At 39.3% G+C, this 19,121-nt stretch carries 14 protein-coding genes and 1 other annotated feature; of the genes, 9 read left to right on the top strand and 5 right to left on the bottom strand.

Translation table 11 applies throughout. The annotated features are described in order from the left end of the window. The first annotated feature begins 140 nt into the window (after nt 1–140). Together RI196_RS14270 and murC are read left to right on the top strand one after the other, a co-directional pair. Nucleotides 141–2,723, top strand: coding sequence for a DNA translocase FtsK (locus tag RI196_RS14270; RefSeq protein ID WP_311066408.1), 2,583 nt, complete (start codon nt 141–143; stop codon nt 2,721–2,723). A 203-nt stretch (nt 2,724–2,926) separates the two neighbouring features. Further along, nucleotides 2,927–4,225, top strand: a complete 1,299-nt coding sequence (gene murC, locus RI196_RS14265; RefSeq protein ID WP_063387332.1) for a UDP-N-acetylmuramate--L-alanine ligase — start codon at nt 2,927–2,929, stop codon at nt 4,223–4,225. A 59-nt stretch (nt 4,226–4,284) separates the two neighbouring features. On the opposite strand, the gene RI196_RS14260 is transcribed toward murC, so the two are convergent. Beyond that, complete coding sequence (locus RI196_RS14260; RefSeq protein WP_311066407.1) at nt 4,285–5,400, bottom strand: aminopeptidase; 1,116 nt, start codon at nt 5,398–5,400, stop codon at nt 4,285–4,287. Nucleotides 5,401–5,597: 197 nt separating this feature from the next. On the opposite strand from RI196_RS14260, the gene RI196_RS14255 reads away from it, so the two are divergent. From RI196_RS14255 to ccpA, 4 genes are all read left to right on the top strand, one after another. Beyond that, nucleotides 5,598–6,029, top strand: coding sequence for a DUF948 domain-containing protein (locus RI196_RS14255; RefSeq protein WP_063387334.1), 432 nt, complete (start codon nt 5,598–5,600; stop codon nt 6,027–6,029). 32 nt (nt 6,030–6,061) lie between these two features. Next, nucleotides 6,062–6,505, top strand: coding sequence for a YtxH domain-containing protein (locus RI196_RS14250; RefSeq protein WP_311066406.1), 444 nt, complete (start codon nt 6,062–6,064; stop codon nt 6,503–6,505). A 477-nt stretch (nt 6,506–6,982) separates the two neighbouring features. Further along, nucleotides 6,983–8,059, top strand: a complete 1,077-nt coding sequence (locus RI196_RS14245) for a bifunctional 3-deoxy-7-phosphoheptulonate synthase/chorismate mutase (RefSeq protein ID WP_063387336.1) — start codon at nt 6,983–6,985, stop codon at nt 8,057–8,059. A gap of 240 nt (nt 8,060–8,299) precedes the next feature. Continuing rightward, entirely contained in the window at nt 8,300–9,304 is a 1,005-nt protein-coding gene (ccpA, locus tag RI196_RS14240; protein ID WP_066248881.1) for a catabolite control protein A, read from the top strand. Between the two features lie 52 nt (nt 9,305–9,356). On the opposite strand, the gene RI196_RS14235 is transcribed toward ccpA, so the two are convergent. From RI196_RS14235 to RI196_RS14225, 3 genes are read right to left on the bottom strand one after another with little or no spacing between them, the layout of a single operon-like run. Further along, nucleotides 9,357–10,538 (bottom strand): acetoin utilization protein AcuC, encoded by a 1,182-nt coding sequence (locus tag RI196_RS14235; RefSeq protein ID WP_311066405.1) that lies wholly within the window; start codon nt 10,536–10,538, stop codon nt 9,357–9,359. A 1-nt stretch (nt 10,539) separates the two neighbouring features. Beyond that, complete coding sequence (locus tag RI196_RS14230; protein WP_311066404.1) at nt 10,540–11,181, bottom strand: acetoin utilization AcuB family protein; 642 nt, start codon at nt 11,179–11,181, stop codon at nt 10,540–10,542. 34 nt (nt 11,182–11,215) lie between these two features. Continuing rightward, the gene (locus RI196_RS14225) at nt 11,216–11,848 is read right to left on the bottom strand and encodes a GNAT family N-acetyltransferase (RefSeq protein WP_066248879.1); all 633 of its coding nucleotides are present in this window, start codon (nt 11,846–11,848) and stop codon (nt 11,216–11,218) included. Nucleotides 11,849–12,007: 159 nt separating this feature from the next. On the opposite strand from RI196_RS14225, the gene acsA reads away from it, so the two are divergent. Both acsA and RI196_RS14215 read left to right on the top strand, forming a co-directional pair. Next, on the top strand, nt 12,008–13,723 hold the full coding sequence (gene acsA, locus RI196_RS14220; protein ID WP_063387341.1) for an acetate--CoA ligase: 1,716 nt from the start codon (nt 12,008–12,010) through the stop codon (nt 13,721–13,723). A 115-nt stretch (nt 13,724–13,838) separates the two neighbouring features. Further along, on the top strand, nt 13,839–14,285 hold the full coding sequence (locus RI196_RS14215) for a GNAT family N-acetyltransferase (RefSeq protein ID WP_063387342.1): 447 nt from the start codon (nt 13,839–13,841) through the stop codon (nt 14,283–14,285). Nucleotides 14,286–14,414: 129 nt separating this feature from the next. Here RI196_RS14215 and RI196_RS14210 read toward each other — a convergent pair whose 3' ends face one another. Beyond that, nucleotides 14,415–17,204, bottom strand: coding sequence for a transglycosylase domain-containing protein (locus RI196_RS14210; RefSeq protein WP_311066403.1), 2,790 nt, complete (start codon nt 17,202–17,204; stop codon nt 14,415–14,417). Between the two features lie 128 nt (nt 17,205–17,332). After that, nucleotides 17,333–17,548 (top strand) — a binding site (T-box leader). A 48-nt stretch (nt 17,549–17,596) separates the two neighbouring features. Between RI196_RS14210 and tyrS the strand changes: the two genes are divergently transcribed. After that, complete coding sequence (tyrS, locus tag RI196_RS14205) at nt 17,597–18,859, top strand: tyrosine--tRNA ligase (RefSeq protein ID WP_311066402.1); 1,263 nt, start codon at nt 17,597–17,599, stop codon at nt 18,857–18,859. The last annotated feature ends 262 nt before the right edge of the window (nt 18,860–19,121 follow it).

The following is a 19,121-nucleotide window of genomic DNA, read 5'->3' as shown; positions in this document are numbered from 1 at the left end:
ACAGGGAGTCTTATTTATTTTTAAATCTGTGATTTTAGCAATATAATATTAATGTTTGTCATTGCTTTTTAAACTTCCAAAAAGTATTTTTATTGATAAAATATAGGATGAGATTAGTATGAATGAAAGAGTGATCATAGATGAGCTGGTTGTCAAAACTGTTGCGGTTGTTTTTCGATAATCAGGAAGAAGAATATGAAAGAAAGATAGATAAAAACAATTCTACTGAAAAAATAAAAGATCAATCATTAACTGACGATAGATTAGAGATGCAAGCTAGAGTTACATATCAATATCCGAAAGGAAACTTTCGGTTTCCGCTAATATCCGATGATGAAACATTGCGAGAAACGAGACGCCCAGCGGATGCGGCAAAATCAAAAGCAAAAACATCTTCTGAACGCAAGCAGTCTCGACTGAATAGTGCACAAGGCGCACAAAAGGAAAGAAAATCTTTTCAGCCAACGGAAATCCCTTCACCGATTTTTGGATTTGGACCAAGGAATAGAGATGATTTATTTTTCAAAAAAATTGAAGAGCAATATCAGCAACAGACGGACATAGACGTACATGATATTTTCGTCAATGATCTGGAAAAACAAAAAGAAGTGCAAAGGGAGTTTGCTGCAGCAGAAGAAATAGAAATAAATGAAATGATAGAATATGAAAACGATTATGAAAAAGAAATATCAAAAACACAAGATCACGAAGCTGAGGATTCATATTTTGAAATAACAGCACCGCCTTCGGAGGATAAACAGCGGGAAGCTGAGGAAGCTCAATCGGTCGAGGCTTCAAAGCTGGAGATGGATTCAAAGCAAGAGACGAATCTAAAACAGTGGACAGGTCTAAACCAGGAGACGGAATCAAAGCAAGAGACGAATCTAAAACAGTGGACGGATCTAAACCAGGAGATGGAATCAAAGCAAGAAACGAATCTAAAACAGTGGACGGATCTAAACCAGGAGACGGGATCAAAGCAAGAGACGAATCTAAAACAGTGGACAGGTCTAAATCAGGAGACGGATCTAAAACAAGAGACAGTTCTAAAGCAGGGGACGAATCTAAAACAGGAGACAGATCTAAAACAAGGAACAGATCTAAATCAGGAGGAAGGTCCAAAACAGGAGACGAGCCTAAAACAGGAAGCGGATCCAAAGCATTTAGAGAAAAAGTTCGATGACAGACGAAAGCCTGTTTCCAGAGGAAAGCTTTCATCAAATCAAAACGAAAAGACAATTATTCCATATAATGTCATTATGTTTGGACAAGATAAACGAAAGCTTGAAGTAAAGGAAAAACGGCAAAATTATTTGTTTCCGCCGCTCACCCTCCTGAACGTTCAGCCGTTTGAGGAAGAAGCGGATGATCAGTGGATAGAAAAGCAAAAGAATTTGCTCGATCTTACGCTGCAAAATTTTCATGTCAATGCAAAAGTGGTCAATGTGTCACAAGGACCTTCCGTCACGAGGTTTGAGGTTCACCCTGAACCCGGCGTAAAAGTGAGCAAGATAACTAACTTGATAGACGATATTAAATTAAGCTTGTCTGCAAAAGACATCCGGATTGAGGCTCCGATACCGGGGAAAAACACAATAGGGATTGAGGTGCCAAACCGGAAAAGCAAAACGGTTTTTTTAAGAGAGATTTTACGGTCGAAAGCTTTTCAAGCCAACCGCTCTCCGTTAACGGTTGCTCTGGGCCTCAGCATTTCAGGGGAGCCGATTGTGACGGATTTGAAAAAAATGCCGCATGGTTTGATTGCGGGAGCTACAGGGTCAGGAAAAAGCGTTTGTATCAATACGATTTTAGTCAGCCTGCTCTATAAAGCAACTCCAAATGATGTGAAAATGCTCCTCATTGATCCAAAAATGGTGGAGCTTGCACCGTATAACCGCATACCTCATCTCGTCAGCCCTGTTATTACGGATGTAAAAGCAGCTACTGCTGCACTGAAATGGGCGGTAGATGAAATGGAAAGAAGGTATGAATTATTTGCCCATGTAGGCGTTCGAGATATCGAGAAATTTAATGAACGAGTCGGCGACAAGGAAAAGGAGAAACGATTGCCGTACATCGTGATTGTGATTGACGAGCTCGCTGATTTAATGATGGTTTCGCCGAACGATGTGGAGGAGGCGATTTGCCGGATTGCCCAAAAAGCGAGAGCTTGCGGCATCCATTTATTAATTGCCACACAAAGACCGTCTGTTGATGTTATAACCGGTTTAATAAAGGCGAATATTCCTACAAGAATAGCATTTTCCGTATCATCGCAAATAGATTCAAGAACGATTCTTGATACTTCCGGTGCAGAAAGACTCCTAGGAAGAGGAGACATGCTGTTTTTAGAAAACGGTTCTGCAAAACCGGTAAGAGTTCAAGGAACTTTTGTTTCTGATGATGAAATTGATCGCGTCGTTCACCATGTAAAAAACCAGATGGCTCCCAATTATTTGTTTAAACAAGAGGAATTGCTTGCGAAAACAAATTTCCAAGCAGAAGAAGATGATCTTTTTTATGAAGCCTGCGAGTTTGTTGTAGAGCAGGGGCATGCTTCGGCTTCAAGCCTTCAACGCCGTTTTCGAATCGGTTATAATAGAGCGGCCAGATTGATTGATTTAATGGAGGAGCAAGGGATCATTTCCCCGCCGAAAGGAAGCAAGCCGCGAGACGTGCTAGTGTCAGAAGAACAATTGAAAACAATAAAAGAGAGTAGTTGAGATGTACTGAACATGATATTATTAAAATGTTGGGCTGATTTTGGCAATGCCGATTTAAAACGATATACGTTGCTTTCAATTAGGAAACACTAAAAGTATACAATATTGCGTTATGAAGCTTGCAGGAAATAAATATTATAGTTGCAAAACTAGTCATTCGTCATATATTATTTTACAGATAGACGATTGTTGGAGGTTCTTATATGACTGCTTATCATTTTGTTGGCATAAAAGGAACAGGGATGAGTGCTTTAGCTCAAATCCTTCATGATATGAATGAAAATGTACAAGGATCTGATATTGAAAAATATATTTTTACACAAAAAGGCTTGGAGGAACGGGGAATTCAAATATTTCCTTTTTCGAAAAATAACATTCACCCTGGTTTAACTGTAATAGCTGGTAATGCTTTTCCAGATACACACGAGGAGATTGAAGAAGCAAAGAGACTTCAATTGCCGGTTTACCGCTATCACAAATTTTTAGGGGAATTGATGAACAAATTCACAAGCATAGCGGTAACTGGCGTGCACGGTAAAACATCTACAACCGGTTTGCTGTCTCATGTTATGCAAGGTGCTTTTCCTACCTCATACTTGATTGGAGACGGAACGGGAAAAGGAGTTCAAAACAGCAAATATTTTGTCTTTGAAGCATGTGAATACCGGCGCCATTTTCTATCCTATCATCCGGATTATGCGATTATGACGAACATTGATTTTGACCACCCTGATTATTATCGTGATCTGGATGATGTTTTTTCAGCATTTCAGCAAATGGCTTTACAAGTGAAAAAAGGAATTATCGCTTGCGGAGATGATGAGCGTTTACAGGAAATACAAGCGAAAGTTCCGGTATTATATTACGGTTTTCATGAGGAAAACGATTTTCAAGCGAGAAATGTGGTGAAAAGCACAACGGGAACTGTATTTGATGTATATATTCGGAATACGTTTTACGGCACGTTTGAAATTCCTGCATTCGGGGATCACAACGTTCTAAATGCGCTGGCGGTTATTACGTTATGCCAATACGAAAATATTGGAATTGATGTTATTCAGGAGCGCGTCAAAACGTTTAAAGGCGTAAAAAGAAGATTCAGCGCCAAAAATTTCGGAGGACAAGTGCTGATTGACGATTACGCCCATCATCCTACGGAAATAAAAGCAACAATTGAAGCTGCGCGGCAAAAATATCCTGACCGGGAAATTGTTGCTGTTTTTCAGCCTCATACCTTTTCAAGAACACAGTCATTTCTTAATGAGTTTGCGGATAGTTTAAAAAGCGCCGACAAAGTATACTTATGCGAAATTTTTGGCTCTGCCCGTGAAAACATAGGGAACCTCACGATAAAAGATTTGCAGGCGCAAATTGAACATTCAGAGTTAATCGATGAGACGAACATTAAAGTTTTGAAAAAGCATGAAAGCAGCGTTATTTTATTCATGGGTGCAGGAGATATTCAAAAATATCAAGATGCCTATGAAAAGCTGTGTGTTTAAAACAAAACGACTGTAACAAAAAATGTTACAGTCGTTTTGTTTTTATAGCGAAGAATGCACTATTTTAAATTCTCAGGATTTAGCTGCTCCAATTCCGGAATGACAAACAGTCCGTCTTTTCGGATCAATACGTCGTCAAAATAAATTTCTCCGCCTCCATATTCCGGACGCTGAATGACGACCAAATCCCAGTGGATATTGGAATGGTTGCCATTATACGCTTCATCGTAGCATTGCCCTGGCGTAAAGTGGAAGCTTCCAGCGATTTTTTCGTCAAACAGAATGTCCTGCATCGGGTGAAGGATATATGGATTGACACCGATGGCGAATTCACCGATATATCTTGCTCCTTCATCTGTATCCAAAATGCTGTTTAATCGTTTTGTATCATTAGCTGACGCATCAATGATTTTTCCGTCTTTAAATGTTAACCGAACATTTTCAAATGTAAATCCTTGGTACGGAGAAGGCGTATTAAACGTAATGGTGCCGTTCACAGAATTTTTAACAGGCGCTGTAAATACTTCACCGTCAGGAATATTCATGCGTCCTGCACATTTAATCGCAGGAATATCTTTGATTGAAAAAGTCAGATCAGTGCCAGGACCTTTAATATGTACTTTGTCAGTTTTGTTCATCAGTTCAACAAGCGCATCCATCGCTTTATCCATTTTTTCGTAATCAAGAGTGCAGACATTAAAATAAAAGTCTTCAAACGCTTCTGTGCTCATTTTTGCAAGCTGTGCCATGGATTCATTCGGGTATCTGAGAACCACCCATTTTGTTTTCGGAACGCGGATTTCACGATGCACCTTTTGCCCGATTGTTCTGCCTTCCAGCTTCATTTTTTCTTCTGGAACGTCAGCAAATTCATTAATGTTTTTGCCTGATCTGAGGCCTATGTATGCGTCCATTTCTTTCATGACATTTGCTTCGAAATCAGCCATCATTTCGAATTGTTCTTCTTGTCCTCCAAGCAATAAAGCTCGGTTTATTTGATGATCTTTAATGGAAACAAACGGATGCCCGCCAGCTTTGTAAGCCTCGCGGATGAGAGCAATCACAAGCTCCTTCTCAAGACCAAAGTTTTCAATAAGCACTTTTTCGCCTTTTTGCAGTTGGCATGAATAATGAATTAAAATTTTTGCCAATTTTTTGATTCTTGGATCTTTCAACTTGCCGGCCTCCTTTTTTTTCGTTATACAATAATATTGTAGCGTTTCCTGATTGGATTTAAAACTTGTTCTATTTTTGATATGATCGAAAGGATTCAATTGACAAAATGTCGAATAGATAAATGATTGCAGATTTTATGTTTGCATTCCGAAAAATTAGGGAATTGTATTATTGGTTTTACTTGGAGGTGCAGCAGTTGGAATTCATATTATATGCAAGCATTGCGCTAATAGCCGTAGCTTTTACAGTGTTAGTTGTTTATTTAGCCAAAACATTAAAATCTCTGCGCATTACACTCGATCAAGTAGCCGGGACGCTTGCGGGCCTTGAAAAGCAGGTGGAGGGCATTACAAAAGAAACAACAGATTTGCTTCATAAAACAAACCAATTGGCGGAAGACATTCAGAAAAAATCTGAGAAGGTCAACTCAGTGGTGGATGCCGTAAAAGAGATCGGAACATCCATTCAACAATTTAATCGGTCTATGAAAAAAGTTTCAGCGAGTGTAACTGGACAATTGGAAAAAAATGAAGAAAAAGTTGCTCAAGCCATCCAGTGGACAAATGCTGTGATGGAATTGATTGATAAAGTAAAGCAGAGAAAACGATCAAAGAAGCAAACTGATTAATTAATTTTACTTAAAAAACAGGAGGCGCAAACATGTCAAAAAAAAGCACGAATAAAAAAGGGTTCATAATAGGTTCTATTATAGGCGCTGTTGTTGGGGCAGCTTCCGCATTATTGCTTACGCCAAAGTCAGGAAAAGAGCTTCGCGAAAATTTTAATGATCAGGCGGGAAAAGTGAAGGAAAAAACATCAAAAATTACAAGCGAAGCATATGAAAAAGGAGTACAGTTTATCAGCTTGGCAAAAGAAAAATCACAAAATATTCAACAGAAAATCCAAGAGCAGTCTGAGGGCTTGGTAAAAAAAATAAAGGAACGAAGCAATGAAAATGAAATTTCTGAAAAAGAAAATCCTTCAGATTCCGCTGACACCGAGCTTGACGACGAACAAAGTCAGAAAACAGAAAATTTGACTGACACTTCACAAGCCTTAGATGAAGAGCTTCAAAGCGAAAACAATAAAGAAACAAAGTCATAGGTTTGGCAAGACAATCATCATCGGCAAACAAGCCGATGATTTTCGTTTACAGGAAAATAGGCAGCGAATAGAGGAAAAAAGCGTGAAAATTTTCATGGGGAATATTTTTCGAACAGTGTTACAAGTCCATCAGCCGGCAAGGTTTTCAAGAATTTTAAGCTTTTGCTGCTGATTGCCAAAGCCCTAATCATTTAGTTTACATGTACAAGAATTGTCCGATTCCATAACTGAAACATAACATAAAATAAACATAAATCCCCCAAATATTGTATAATAATTTTATCTGGCATGATGATCATTGGAAAATGACTTGTGAAGAACTGAAGAAAATATTTTGAAAAAAATAAACGCTTTACCGCTTAAAAGCGTTTAATCGATAAAGAAATTTTTAGTGACATTTCAAGGAATATGGTTTATAATAAACCCTAATTAAAATCAAATGCTTAAAATTTTGACGGATGTGAAAGGGTGGAAAAAATGAGCAATACAGAATTAGAAGCGCTTAGGGAACGGGTTGATGAAATCAATTTGCAAATTTTAAAATTAATTAACGAGCGAGGCAAGCTTGTTCAAGAAATTGGGAAAGCGAAAGAAGCGCAAGGAGTTAACCGATATGATCCTGTCCGTGAACGAAAAATGCTCGATTTAATAAAAGAACATAATAATGGTCCATTTGAAGATTCCACTTTACAGCATATTTTTAAGGAAATATTTAAAGCGGCATTAGAGCTTCAAGAGGACGATCATCGCAAAGCATTGTTAGTATCAAGAAAGAAAAAGAAAGAGAATACAATCGTTGACGTCAAAGGCGAAAAAATCGGGGATGGCAGTCAATACTTTGTTGTCGGTCCTTGTGCGGTAGAAAGCTATGAGCAAGTAGCTGCTGTTGCGGAAGCAGCGAAGAAACAAGGCTTGAAGCTGCTAAGAGGCGGTGCATTTAAACCTAGAACATCACCATATGATTTCCAAGGTTTAGGTATTGAAGGCTTAAAAATTTTAAAAAGAATTGCTGATGAGTTTGATATGGCAGTTATTAGTGAAATTGTGTCGCCTCAAGATATTGATGTGGCCCTTGATTACATCGATGTCATCCAAATCGGGGCACGGAACATGCAAAACTTTGAATTGTTAAAAGCAGCAGGATCTGTTCGCAAGCCTGTATTGTTAAAACGCGGTCTTTCTGCAACGTTATCAGAATTTATGAATGCTGCGGAATACATTATTTCTCGAGGTAACGATCAAATCATTCTTTGTGAACGCGGAATTCGCACGTATGAACGCGCTACAAGAAACACGCTGGACATTACAGCAGTTCCGATTTTAAAACAGGAAACACATTTGCCTGTATTAGTTGATGTCACTCATTCAACAGGCCGGAAAGACCTTCTAATTCCTGCTGCAAAAGCTGCTCTTGCTATTGGGGCAGACGGTATTATGGCTGAAGTTCATCCGGATCCGGAAGTAGCTTTGTCAGATTCTGCGCAGCAAATGAATATTGAGCAATTCAATCAGTTTATTTCTGAATTAAGACCATTAGCGAAAGTAAATGCCTAATTGAATATCGTCTATTTTTTAAAAAAGGAGCCTTTTAAGGTTCCTTTTTTTGCGTAGATCGTTTACATTATTTAATGAAGGATATACTTTAATGAACATATTTTTTTAACGAAAAAGGTAAAAATATAAGAAAACACGCCAAGCACATTGCGGACGAATGCTTTGTATCGTATGATAAGAGTTATACGGAAGAGACTGTTATTTATTTGATATAGATCATTTAGATGAGGAGTGTTGATCATGAATAATGTGACGATATATGATGTTGCACGTGAAGCGAACGTTTCAATGGCGACAGTTTCACGAGTTGTAAACGGCAACCCGAATGTAAAGCCGACAACTAGAAAGAAAGTATTGGAAGCGATTGAGCGTCTCGGCTATCGGCCAAATGCTGTCGCAAGAGGGCTGGCTAGCAAAAAAACGACGACTGTAGGTGTTGTTATACCGGATGTATCAAGCACATTTTATTCAGAATTGGCTCGCGGGATTGAAGACATCGCAACGATGTATAAATATAATATTATTTTAAGCAATTCTGACCAAAATAAAGAAAAAGAATTGCATTTGCTTAACACCCTTTTAGGGAAACAAGTGGATGGAATTGTATTTATGAGCGGCAATATTACAGAGGAGCATGTGGAAGAATTTAAACGTTCACCGGTTCCTATTGTGCTTGCATCAACTTTTGATGAGAACAATGAACTGCCTTCTGTTAATATCAATTATGAACAGGCAGCCTATGATGCGGTTAAGTTTTTAATCGATAAAGGACACAAACATATTGCCTATGTATCCGGGCCGATGGAAGAGCCTGTGAATAAAGTGAAAAAACTTAAAGGATACATACGTGCACTTGAAGAGGCAGGGATCAAATACGATGAACAATTTGTAGTAGAAGGAGATTATTCCTACGAATCCGGGATTGAAGCATTTGACAAAGTGTTGGAGCTGTCGCCAAAACCGACTGCAATCTTTGTTGGAACGGACGAAATGGCATTGGGCGTGATTCATGCCGCTCAAGATAAAGGCTATGAAATTCCGAAAGATTTTGATGTCATCGGCTTTGACAATACTCGTTTGGCGACTATGGTTCGTCCGCGATTAACAACCGTTGTCCAACCATCTTACGATATCGGTGCGGTTGCGATGCGCCTGTTAACAAAATTGATGAACAAAGAGGAAGTAGATAATCATATTGTTGAACTCCCGCATCGTATTGAAATTCGGCAATCGACAAAATCATAATCTTTTTAAGCTGAAGAAAAAACGGCCAAGCTTTTTTTAAAAAGTTTGGCCGTTAACATTTTTTTTTTGCATTATATTCCCTTTGCTGCCGGATGAATTGCAGAGCCAATTCAAGAGTGTGATTGTTTTTTTCTTCAATTTCTTTTTTCCTTGGAATCGGTTGATATAACGGATCGGGATCTTCCCATGTTGGGATTAATTCAACGGGAGATTTATCCTGCCATTTTTCCAGCCATTCTTTCGGAAGAGCCCCTTGTGCTTTGCAGCTTAAATTTTTCATCTCCAGCCAAATGAGCGACCAAGCTCTTGGAACAACCCGCCAAATATCGTAGCCTCCTCCGCCGACAGCTATCCATTTTCCATCGCAGTAGCTATGGGCAATTTCATGTGCAAGCTTCGGAATTTCCCGGTAAATATTGATGCTGGCGTGAAGATGAGTTAGTGGATCAAAATAGTGGGCATCAGCTCCGTTTTGAGTGACGATGACATCAGGCTTAAAGTACTCTGCAACTTCTGTAACGGCCTCTTTGTAAACTTTTAGCCATGATTCATCTTCGGTAAATGCATCTAACGGAATATTAAAGGCAAAACCGTATCCAGAACCTTGTCCCCGCTCATGAACTGTTCCTGTCCCAGGAAATAAATATCGCCCAGTTTCATGAATAGATAGTGTGCAAACGTTTGGCTCATCATAAAACGACCATTGAACACCATCTCCGTGATGCGCATCCGTGTCAATGTACAGCACCCTTGCCCCATATTTTTCGATAATATATTTAATCGCTACTGCGCTGTCATTATATATACAAAATCCAGACGCTTTCCCCCTGAAGCCGTGATGAAGACCTCCGCCTAAATTTAAGGCATGCTTCGATTTTTCCATCATGACATGATCAACTGCTGTTAATGTCGCGCCAACAATAAGAGAACTGGCCTGATGCATGTTTTGAAAAATAGGTGTATCTTCCGTACCAAGTCCGTAGTTTAAAGCTTCATGCTCAGACAGCTTTCCTTCCCCTGCCTGTTTTACTGCACGAATATAGCCGGCATCATGAATAAGCTCCAGCTCCTCATCTGTTGCAAATCTTGGTTCAACTATTTCATCATCTTCAAGCGCTTTCAATTTTTTTAGCAAATCAACTGTTAATTCTACTCGCAGCTGGTTGAATGGGTGCTTATTACTAAATTTATAATTTAAAAATAAAGGGGAATAAATAAACACGCTGTCTTTCATGTTATTCCCCCAACATATGAGGCCATACAACGGCATAACCTTTTTTCTCAAGCTCAGTAATAAGCCCCATTGGATTCATCGTCTGCACCCGAAAAACTAGTGTTTTGAATTTTTCGTTTTCTTCCGGATACACAAAAACGCTGGAAATGTTTACTTTTCCTTTATGAAATACTGTTGCGACTTCTGAAAGCATTCCGGTTATATTGGGAACTCTTACTTCAATGCGGGAGCTGGGCTGATGGGCTCCAGTCAACTTTACAAACGTATTCAAAACATCTGTTTTGGTAATAATTCCGACAAGCTTTCCATTTGTAGTAATGGGGAGGCAGCTGATTTTATGCTCATAAAAAATCGTAGCAGCATCTTCAACAAAATCAAGAGGGTGTCCGGTTATGACATCGGTTTTCATAATGTTTTTAACTGGCTTGTTTAAAAGCGCATCCAATTTTTCATTTTTACTTAATATAGAGGGAGCAGCATCGCGAATATCTCTGTCTGATATAATGCCAATAAGGGTATTCTCTTCGCTGATGATCGGAATATGCTTGATTCTAGCTTTTTTAATTAAGTTTAAAGCATCTTGGATCGAGTGATCCGGAGAAAGCGTGAGTACGTTTTTTTGCATGATTTTTTCAATAATCATGTTATCCATCCCCTTTCCAAGAATAGCATGGCGATTAATACAAAAATCTGTTTGTAAACCTTAATTGGTCGAATTTCTGAATCGATTCGTTATCTACCCTTTTTCCAATACGAACCATTAGACAGTTTGCAGGATGAGAGCAAATTTCTGGATCATCTGTTGCATACCATTCAAGACCGCCTGCATTCATCATTTTTTCCATCATTTTTCTATACTCCCAAACATTTAAGCCAGTTCCCTTTAAATCCCAATGCCAATAATATTCCGTTGTAATAATGATGTAATCTTCCATTGCATCATCCATCATCGAAACAATCAATAAATTTTTTCCAATTTCACATCCGCGAAATTCTGGAATCACTTCAATGGCTCCTAGCTCAATTAAATTTTCCATCTTTCCTTCAGACCATCGTTCTAGAGGATCAGGGTATAAAAATGTAACATACCCGATGATTGTTTCGTCTTTTCTGGCAATAATAATCCGTCCTTCAGGAAGCTTGGCAATTTCTACAAGCGCTTTGTGCTGCCTTGGTGCAGGACGGAAAGCTGTTAAATCCTCATGAAATTTATAGCCTGCCAGTTTATCGGGGGGAATTGGCCCTTCGACAATCACCGTTCCATTTGGAGTTTCAATTTCTTTGGCATGATATGTTTTTTTATGTTCCATTCATTACACCGCCTACCAATCTAATAACCTATTCATATTATACAGGAATTGTCGAACATAATCGGATTTGTTTTGTAAAAAATTTTTACAAAATTGCGAAATGGAATAAAAAGTTATATAATGATAAACAAATATACTAATTTTTAGGGGGGTACTTCGATGAAAGTGGAAGCGCTACCAGCAATAAAAGGAAACCACAACTTAGCAAACTATGAGGAAGCATATGCAAGCTTTGACTGGAAAGAAGTAGAGGAGAATTTTTCATGGAGTAAAACTGGGAAAATCAATGCGGCTTATGAGGCGATTGACCGTCATGCAGATGGGGCCAAAAAAAATAAAGTCGCACTTTATTATCGCGATGCGAATCGTGACGAAAAGTATACGTTTGAAGAGATGAAAGAGCTCTCCAATAAAGCTGCGAATGTTTTAAAACAGCATACCGACCTTCAAAAAGGTGATCGGGTTTTCGTATTTATGCCTAGAAGTCCAGAGCTTTATTTTGTCATTTTGGGCGCAATTAAACTGGGAGCTATTGTAGGTCCTTTATTTGAAGCGTTTATGGAGAGCGCGGTAAAGGATCGTTTGGAAGATAGTGAAGCAAAAGTGATTGTAACAACAAAAGAGCTGCTGCCAAGAGTTCCAATAGATGAATTGCCTGCACTCAAACATGTGGTGGTTGTTGGAGAAGATGTAAAAGAAGAAGGAAAAATAATCGATTTCTTTGCTCATTTTGAAAATGCAAGCAAAGATTTGGAAATTGAATGGGTGGATCGGAGAGACGGACTTCTTTTGCATTATACTTCCGGATCAACAGGAAAACCGAAAGGCGTTCTCCATGTCCATAATGCGATGATTCAGCATTATCAAACAGCAAAATGGGTTCTTGACTTGAAGGAAGAAGATATTTATTGGTGTACGGCAGACCCTGGATGGGTAACCGGAACAGTTTATGGTATTTTTGGTCCGTGGCTCCTAGGTGTTACAAATGTTATTGTTGGAGGCAGATTCAGCCCTGATTATTGGTATGAAACAATCGAAAAATACGGTGTCACTGTCTGGTACAGCGCTCCAACAGCGTTTCGGATGCTGATGAGTGCAGGAGACGAATTGGTGAAAAAATATAATTTAAGCTCTCTGCGCCATATTTTAAGTGTCGGAGAACCTTTAAATCCTGAAGTTATTCGCTGGGGAATGAAAGTATTTAATAAGCGCATTCATGATACTTGGTGGATGACGGAAACAGGCGGGCATCTTATTTGCAACTATCCGTGTATGGATATCCGGCCTGGATCAATGGGCAAGCCGATCCCCGGCGTAAAAGCAGCAATTATTGACGATCATGGAAATGAATTGCCTCCAAACCGAATGGGGAATCTAGCAATTAAAAAAGGCTGGCCTTCCATGATGCAAGCAATTTGGAATAATCCTGAAAAATATGAATCTTATTTTATCGGCGACTGGTATGTATCTGGAGACTCCGCTTATATGGATGAAGATGGATATTTTTGGTTCCAGGGACGGGTTGATGACGTCATTATGACTTCCGGCGAACGGGTCGGACCGTTCGAAGTAGAAAGCAAGCTTGTTGAACATCCTGCCGTAGCGGAAGCTGGAGTTATCGGCAAGCCGGACCCTGTTCGAGGAGAAATTATTAAAGCGTTCGTTGCATTGCGCAGCGGCTATGAAGCATCAGAAGATTTGAAAGAGGATATTCGCCAGTTTGTTAAAAAAGGGCTGGCAGCACATGCAGCGCCACGGGAAATAGAATTTTGCGAAAAACTGCCGAAAACTCGAAGCGGAAAAATTATGCGCCGCGTGTTGAAAGCATGGGAGCTTAACTTGCCAACAGGTGACTTGTCGACGTTGGAAGATTAAAAATAATAGAAGCCGTAAGTCTAGTAAATAGGCTTGCGGCTTTGTTATTGGCGGTTCAGGCATTAATAATAGATTGATAAAATAAACGCTAAAAATGGAAATAGGAGAGAAGCTTATGGAATCATCCCTTTTATTGAAAGAATTGCGAACGAAAGAGGAAATTTTAGAAGGATTTTCAGTGATGAAACATTTGCGGACTCATCTTGATGAACAATCATTTCTTGAATTGGTGCTTGAAGCTAAACAAAAGGAAGGATATCAATTAGTTGCTCTTTACGATCATAATAAAATGGTTGCCATCATCGGATTTATGCCAATGATCACTTTATACTACGGGCGTTTCATTTGGGTTTGTGATTTAGTGACATTGCCTGAAGAACGATCAAAAGGATACGGTGAAAAGCTTTTAACGTATGTTCATCAATATGCTGTAGAAAATGGCTATAATATTGTTTCTTTATCTTCCGGCTTGCAGCGCGTTGACGCACACCGCTTCTATGAAGAAAAAATGCGATACAATAAAGTAAGCTATGTTTTCTTAAAAAAGCTGCCGTCACACTAGCCAGTAAAAGATAAAAAGGACCACGTGCGGTCCTTTTTAAAATATTTATTGGGTGAAAGCAAGTTTTGCTGGGCTGTTTTTTCTGTTTCGTCTACTTTATTGATCGTTTAATGCATCTTTTCCATTCGCCTATTGTCTTGCATTTGCCGTCTGCTTCGGTTTTTGCTGCGGCTCTGTTTTTCCAGATTGCGCCGTTTTTACAATGGCTGAAGGAGGAGACGCTTTTCCTGCCACATCAACTGCAACGACGTAATAGGAGGCAGGAGATTTTCCGACTGAGATGCTTAAGTTATTTTTTGCAGGTATGCTGGCAATTTTTTTGAAACTATTTGAATTAGATGGAGCTGCATAAACTCTGTACCCGATAACATCATATTCACCGCTTTTGCTCCAGGATAATGTTGTTCCGCTAAGCTTTACAGCGGGCACTTTAGAAGGAGCTTTGCCATTATCCTGAAGAACCCTATTGCCGGTCAACGTCAAAGCCTCTAAATTAACTCCGCTAGGAAGAAGTTTAGTCAATTGGGACACGTCTGAAATCCCAAGATTATTCAATACTTCTTTTTTCAGCAGAGGCCCTTCCTGGACGAATTCAGCCGGTGCATTTGCCGGCACTTGATAGGCTACGTTGTCTACTAAAACAAATTTGCCGTACGCCAAGCTTTTATCCACTTTATTCGGCAGAAATTTAGCGTTATACAAGTCAGTTTGAACGAGTCCAGCTTTCTTACATAATTCAGAAGGTAGATCCCCAGAGAGGGCGCAATACGATCTTGAAACAATTCCTTTAGGCATTTTAAAGGAAGTGTTAGGATCTATTAAGTCAGGTTTGACGCTGTATGCGGCGTTCATTAATTTTGCCCAAAGCAATATATTTCTATTGCTGTAGGTCAAACCTTTGTAGGTCGTTTCCAGCCTTTTCGGCGTGTCATAACCGATCCATGTGCCGAAGGATACATTAGGATTTACAGCAACAAACCATGCATCCCGATAATCCTGCCCAGTTCCTGTTTTTCCAGCCCAATCAGATTGAAATGATAGATACCTTTTTAAAGAGGAAGCCGTTCCGCTTTGAATGACATCCCGCATCATATCAATCATTAAATAGGCTGTTTGAGGGGAAAAGACCTTCTCTTTCTTGCTGTTATGTTGATATATAACTTTTCCGTCTTGTGTTTCAATTTTTTCAATCATGTAGGCGTCGACAAATTCACCGTTATTGGCAAATGTTGAAAAGGCGTTTACGTTTTCCTCCACGGTTACTCCGTAAGTCATTGCCCCAAGAGCGAGGGAGAATGAACTGTAATCTTCTTGAGCAAGTGAACTAAATCCCATTTTTTCTAAATAGGATACCGGATTTTGCGAAATAATTTTTGCATAGGTTTTTACCGCCGGAATGTTATATGAATGTTTCAATGCTGTTCGAATACTTGTTAATCCGTGATAGCCGCCTCCATAGTTTTTCGGCTGATATTTCCCGATTGAAAATGGAAGATCTGCCACAACAGTTCCCGGCTGGACGATGCCCATTTCCATCGCGGGTGCATAGACAGCGAGCGGTTTCATTGTTGAACCGTTTGGTCTTAATGCTCTTGTAGCATGGTTTGTCTGCTCCCTGTTATGATCACGGCCGCCAACAAAGGAGATAATTTTTCCAGTTTTGTTTTCGATTAAAACAGCGCCGACTTCAACCGGTTCCTCGATGGTTACGGTCTTGCCTGTTTCAGGATCTTTTTTCTTTTCAAGCTTTGGACTTCCGTAATACTTGTAGTTTTTGACAACCTCTTGCATTTTGTCATAAATTTTCTTGTCAATGGTCGTATGAATGTTGTAGCCGTTTTGTCTCATGTCTTGATCGGCCAGCGCCATGTATCGATTAAACAGCTCTTTATTATTTTTTCGGAGATCCTCCAGCTTGTGACCGTCTTTTTTCGCTAGCTGCTCAGCCAGTATATCCTTCACTCTTTTTTCAACTTCGTATATAATCCAAGGATATTGCTCAATATCAGGTTTTTTCTTTTTGGCTAAATGAGCCTTTAAATCAAACTTAAGTGCTTCTTCATATTCTTTTTTTGTAATATATCCTTCTGCAAACATTTTTCTTAGGACGGTTTTCATTCGGTTTATACCAGGCTGTAAATCTTCTTTTACTTCTCCGTCCTTTGTGAACGGTGTATAAGCAAAAGGATTTTGAGGGAGACCAGCGATAAAAGCTGCCTGCGGTATCGATAAGTCTTTCGCATCTATGCCAAAAATCCCCTGCGCTGCAGCCTGCACGCCTGCAATGTTTCTTCCGGAGCTGTTTCGTCCAAATGATGATACATTTAAATAGGCTTCTAATATTTGATCTTTCGTAAAATATTTTTCTAATCTCAATGCTAGCAGGATTTCTTTTGCTTTTCTTTCAAATGACACTTCGTTGGTCAATATTTGGTTTTTAATTAATTGCTGTGTGAGGGTGCTTCCACCGGTTCTGACAGAAGAGTTTGAGAACTCCTGGAAAATCGCCCGCATGATCGCCTTTGGGACAATCCCTTTATGCTCGTAAAAATATTCGTCCTCCACTGCAACAATTGCATGTTTTAAATGCTCGGAAATTTGATCAATTTTGATTTTTTCACGTTCAAGATCTGTGCGAATTTTCCCTAAATAGACATTGTCTGCAAAGTACACTTTCGTTGTTTCAGAATAATCGTAAATGTCTTTTTCCAATTCTTTTTCGGAACGGATCGGCTCATCTTTTACAAGCGATGCAAAATAACCAGCTCCTAATCCTCCGATAAAGGAGAAGCCTATTAAACCGATAACCAATAGTAAAAGAAATAAGTTCCATGTTACGTTATAGGCAATGACCATTTTTTGCTGGTGCTTATGATAAAAGGAGCTTACCTTCCTAAAAAATTCGTACCATTTCTCCATTTTTCATCATCCCTCTACAAAATCTAGTTTATTATAGCATATTTTTTTCTCCGGTTGACGCCCTCTGTTCTAATCTTAGTTGACAAAGGATGTCAATTATGCTAAAAATGTTTATTAATGAAAAAAATACTTGAGCGTTGATTGGAGAAAGTAGCAGGCATTTCCCTGTTTCAGAGAGCTGATGGCCGGTGCGAATCAGCACATAAATGCTTTGTGAATTACCTCCATGAGCATTCTTTGTGAAAGTGAAGTAGCAAAGGACGGTTTTAGCCGTTATCAGAATGAGTGAAGAACATGCAAATGTTCTTAAGCAGGGTGGTACCGCGTAATTATACGTCCCTTCATGAAGGGGCGTTTTTTATTTGGATAAAATTTGAAAAGGAGTGGGTTTGATGAATGCTTTGCTAGAAGATTTAAAATATCGCGGACTCATTAATCAAGTAACGGATGAAGAAGGATTAGATAAATTGTTGTCAGAGGAACAGGTGAAGCTGTACTGCGGTTTTGACCCGACGGCAGACAGCCTTCATATCGGGCATTTGCTGCCGATTTTAACGTTAAAAAGATTTCAAGAGGCAGGTCATCAACCGATTGCTCTTGTTGGCGGCGCAACAGGCTTGATCGGCGATCCAAGCGGAAAAAAACAGGAAAGAACATTAAATGAAAAAGAAACGGTGAAGCAGTGGTCAGAACGCATTAAGGAACAGCTTTCCCGCTTTTTGGATTTTGAAAAAGAAGGGAATCCGGCCATTTTGGCCAACAACTACGATTGGATCGGGCCATTGGATGTCATCACATTTTTGCGCGATATCGGCAAAAGCTTTGGCATAAACCATATGCTGGCGAAAGAAACCGTGCAGTCAAGAATTGAAACGGGCATTTCCTTTACGGAATTCAGCTACATGATTTTGCAATCGTACGATTTTTTAAAGCTGTACCAAACCTATGATTGCCGCTTGCAAATCGGCGGAAGCGACCAATGGGGAAATATTACGTCAGGACTTGAACTAATTCGAAAAACGGAAGAAAATGCGAAAGCATACGGTCTTACACTCCAGCTCGTCACGAAAGCCGACGGCACAAAATTCGGCAAAACGGAAGGAGGAGCCATCTGGCTCGATAAAGAAAAAACATCGCCTTACGAATTTTATCAATTTTGGATCAATACCGATGACCGGGATGTCATCAAATATTTAAAATATTTTACTTTCTTATCAAAAGAAGAAATTGAACAATTGGCAGAAGAAGTGAAAAATGCTCCTGAAAAACGGTCTGCGCAAAAAGCGTTAGCGGAAGAAGTGACAAAACTTGTCCATGGCGAAGAAGCACTCAAACAGGCAGTCAAAATTTCCGAAGCGCTGTTCAGCGGCAATATAAAAGCTTTAACAGCAGAAGAAATAAAACAAGGCTTTAAAGATGTGCCTTCGTATGAAACGACCGAAAATGAAATCGGATTAGTCGATTTATTGGTTCAAGCGAAAATTTCTCCATCGAAACGGCAGGCAAGAGAAGACATCGGAAACGGTGCGATTTACATTAACGGCGAACGGGTGCAGGAGCTTGATTATATTGTGTCTGAAAAAGACACCATCGAAGGTCAATTTGCTGTGATCCGCCGGGGCAAAAAGAAATATTTCTTAATTCATTTCAAATAATCATATGCCTCTGCTCAAACTTTCAGGGGCCTATTAAAATCAATTGGAAAATATACGGGCGAGTGATTCTAAACGACCACCGCTCATACCCGTATTCTATTAAATAAGTCAAAAGCACCCCCCTTCAATTGAATGGAATTAATTTATTCATTGAAGGGGGGTTTTTTCGTACAAAAGAAGCAAAATTTGTCGAAAAATACAGAATTTTGTATGTCAAAAAATGTACCTAAATCTAGTTTTTATAAAGTATAATCAATTTAAC

Source organism: Aeribacillus composti (genome assembly GCF_031760945.1).
Classification (GTDB): Bacteria; Bacillota; Bacilli; order Bacillales; family Aeribacillaceae; genus Aeribacillus; species Aeribacillus composti.
Note: the sequence above shows the minus strand (reverse complement) of the source record. Positions and strands in the feature narration are given on the sequence as shown.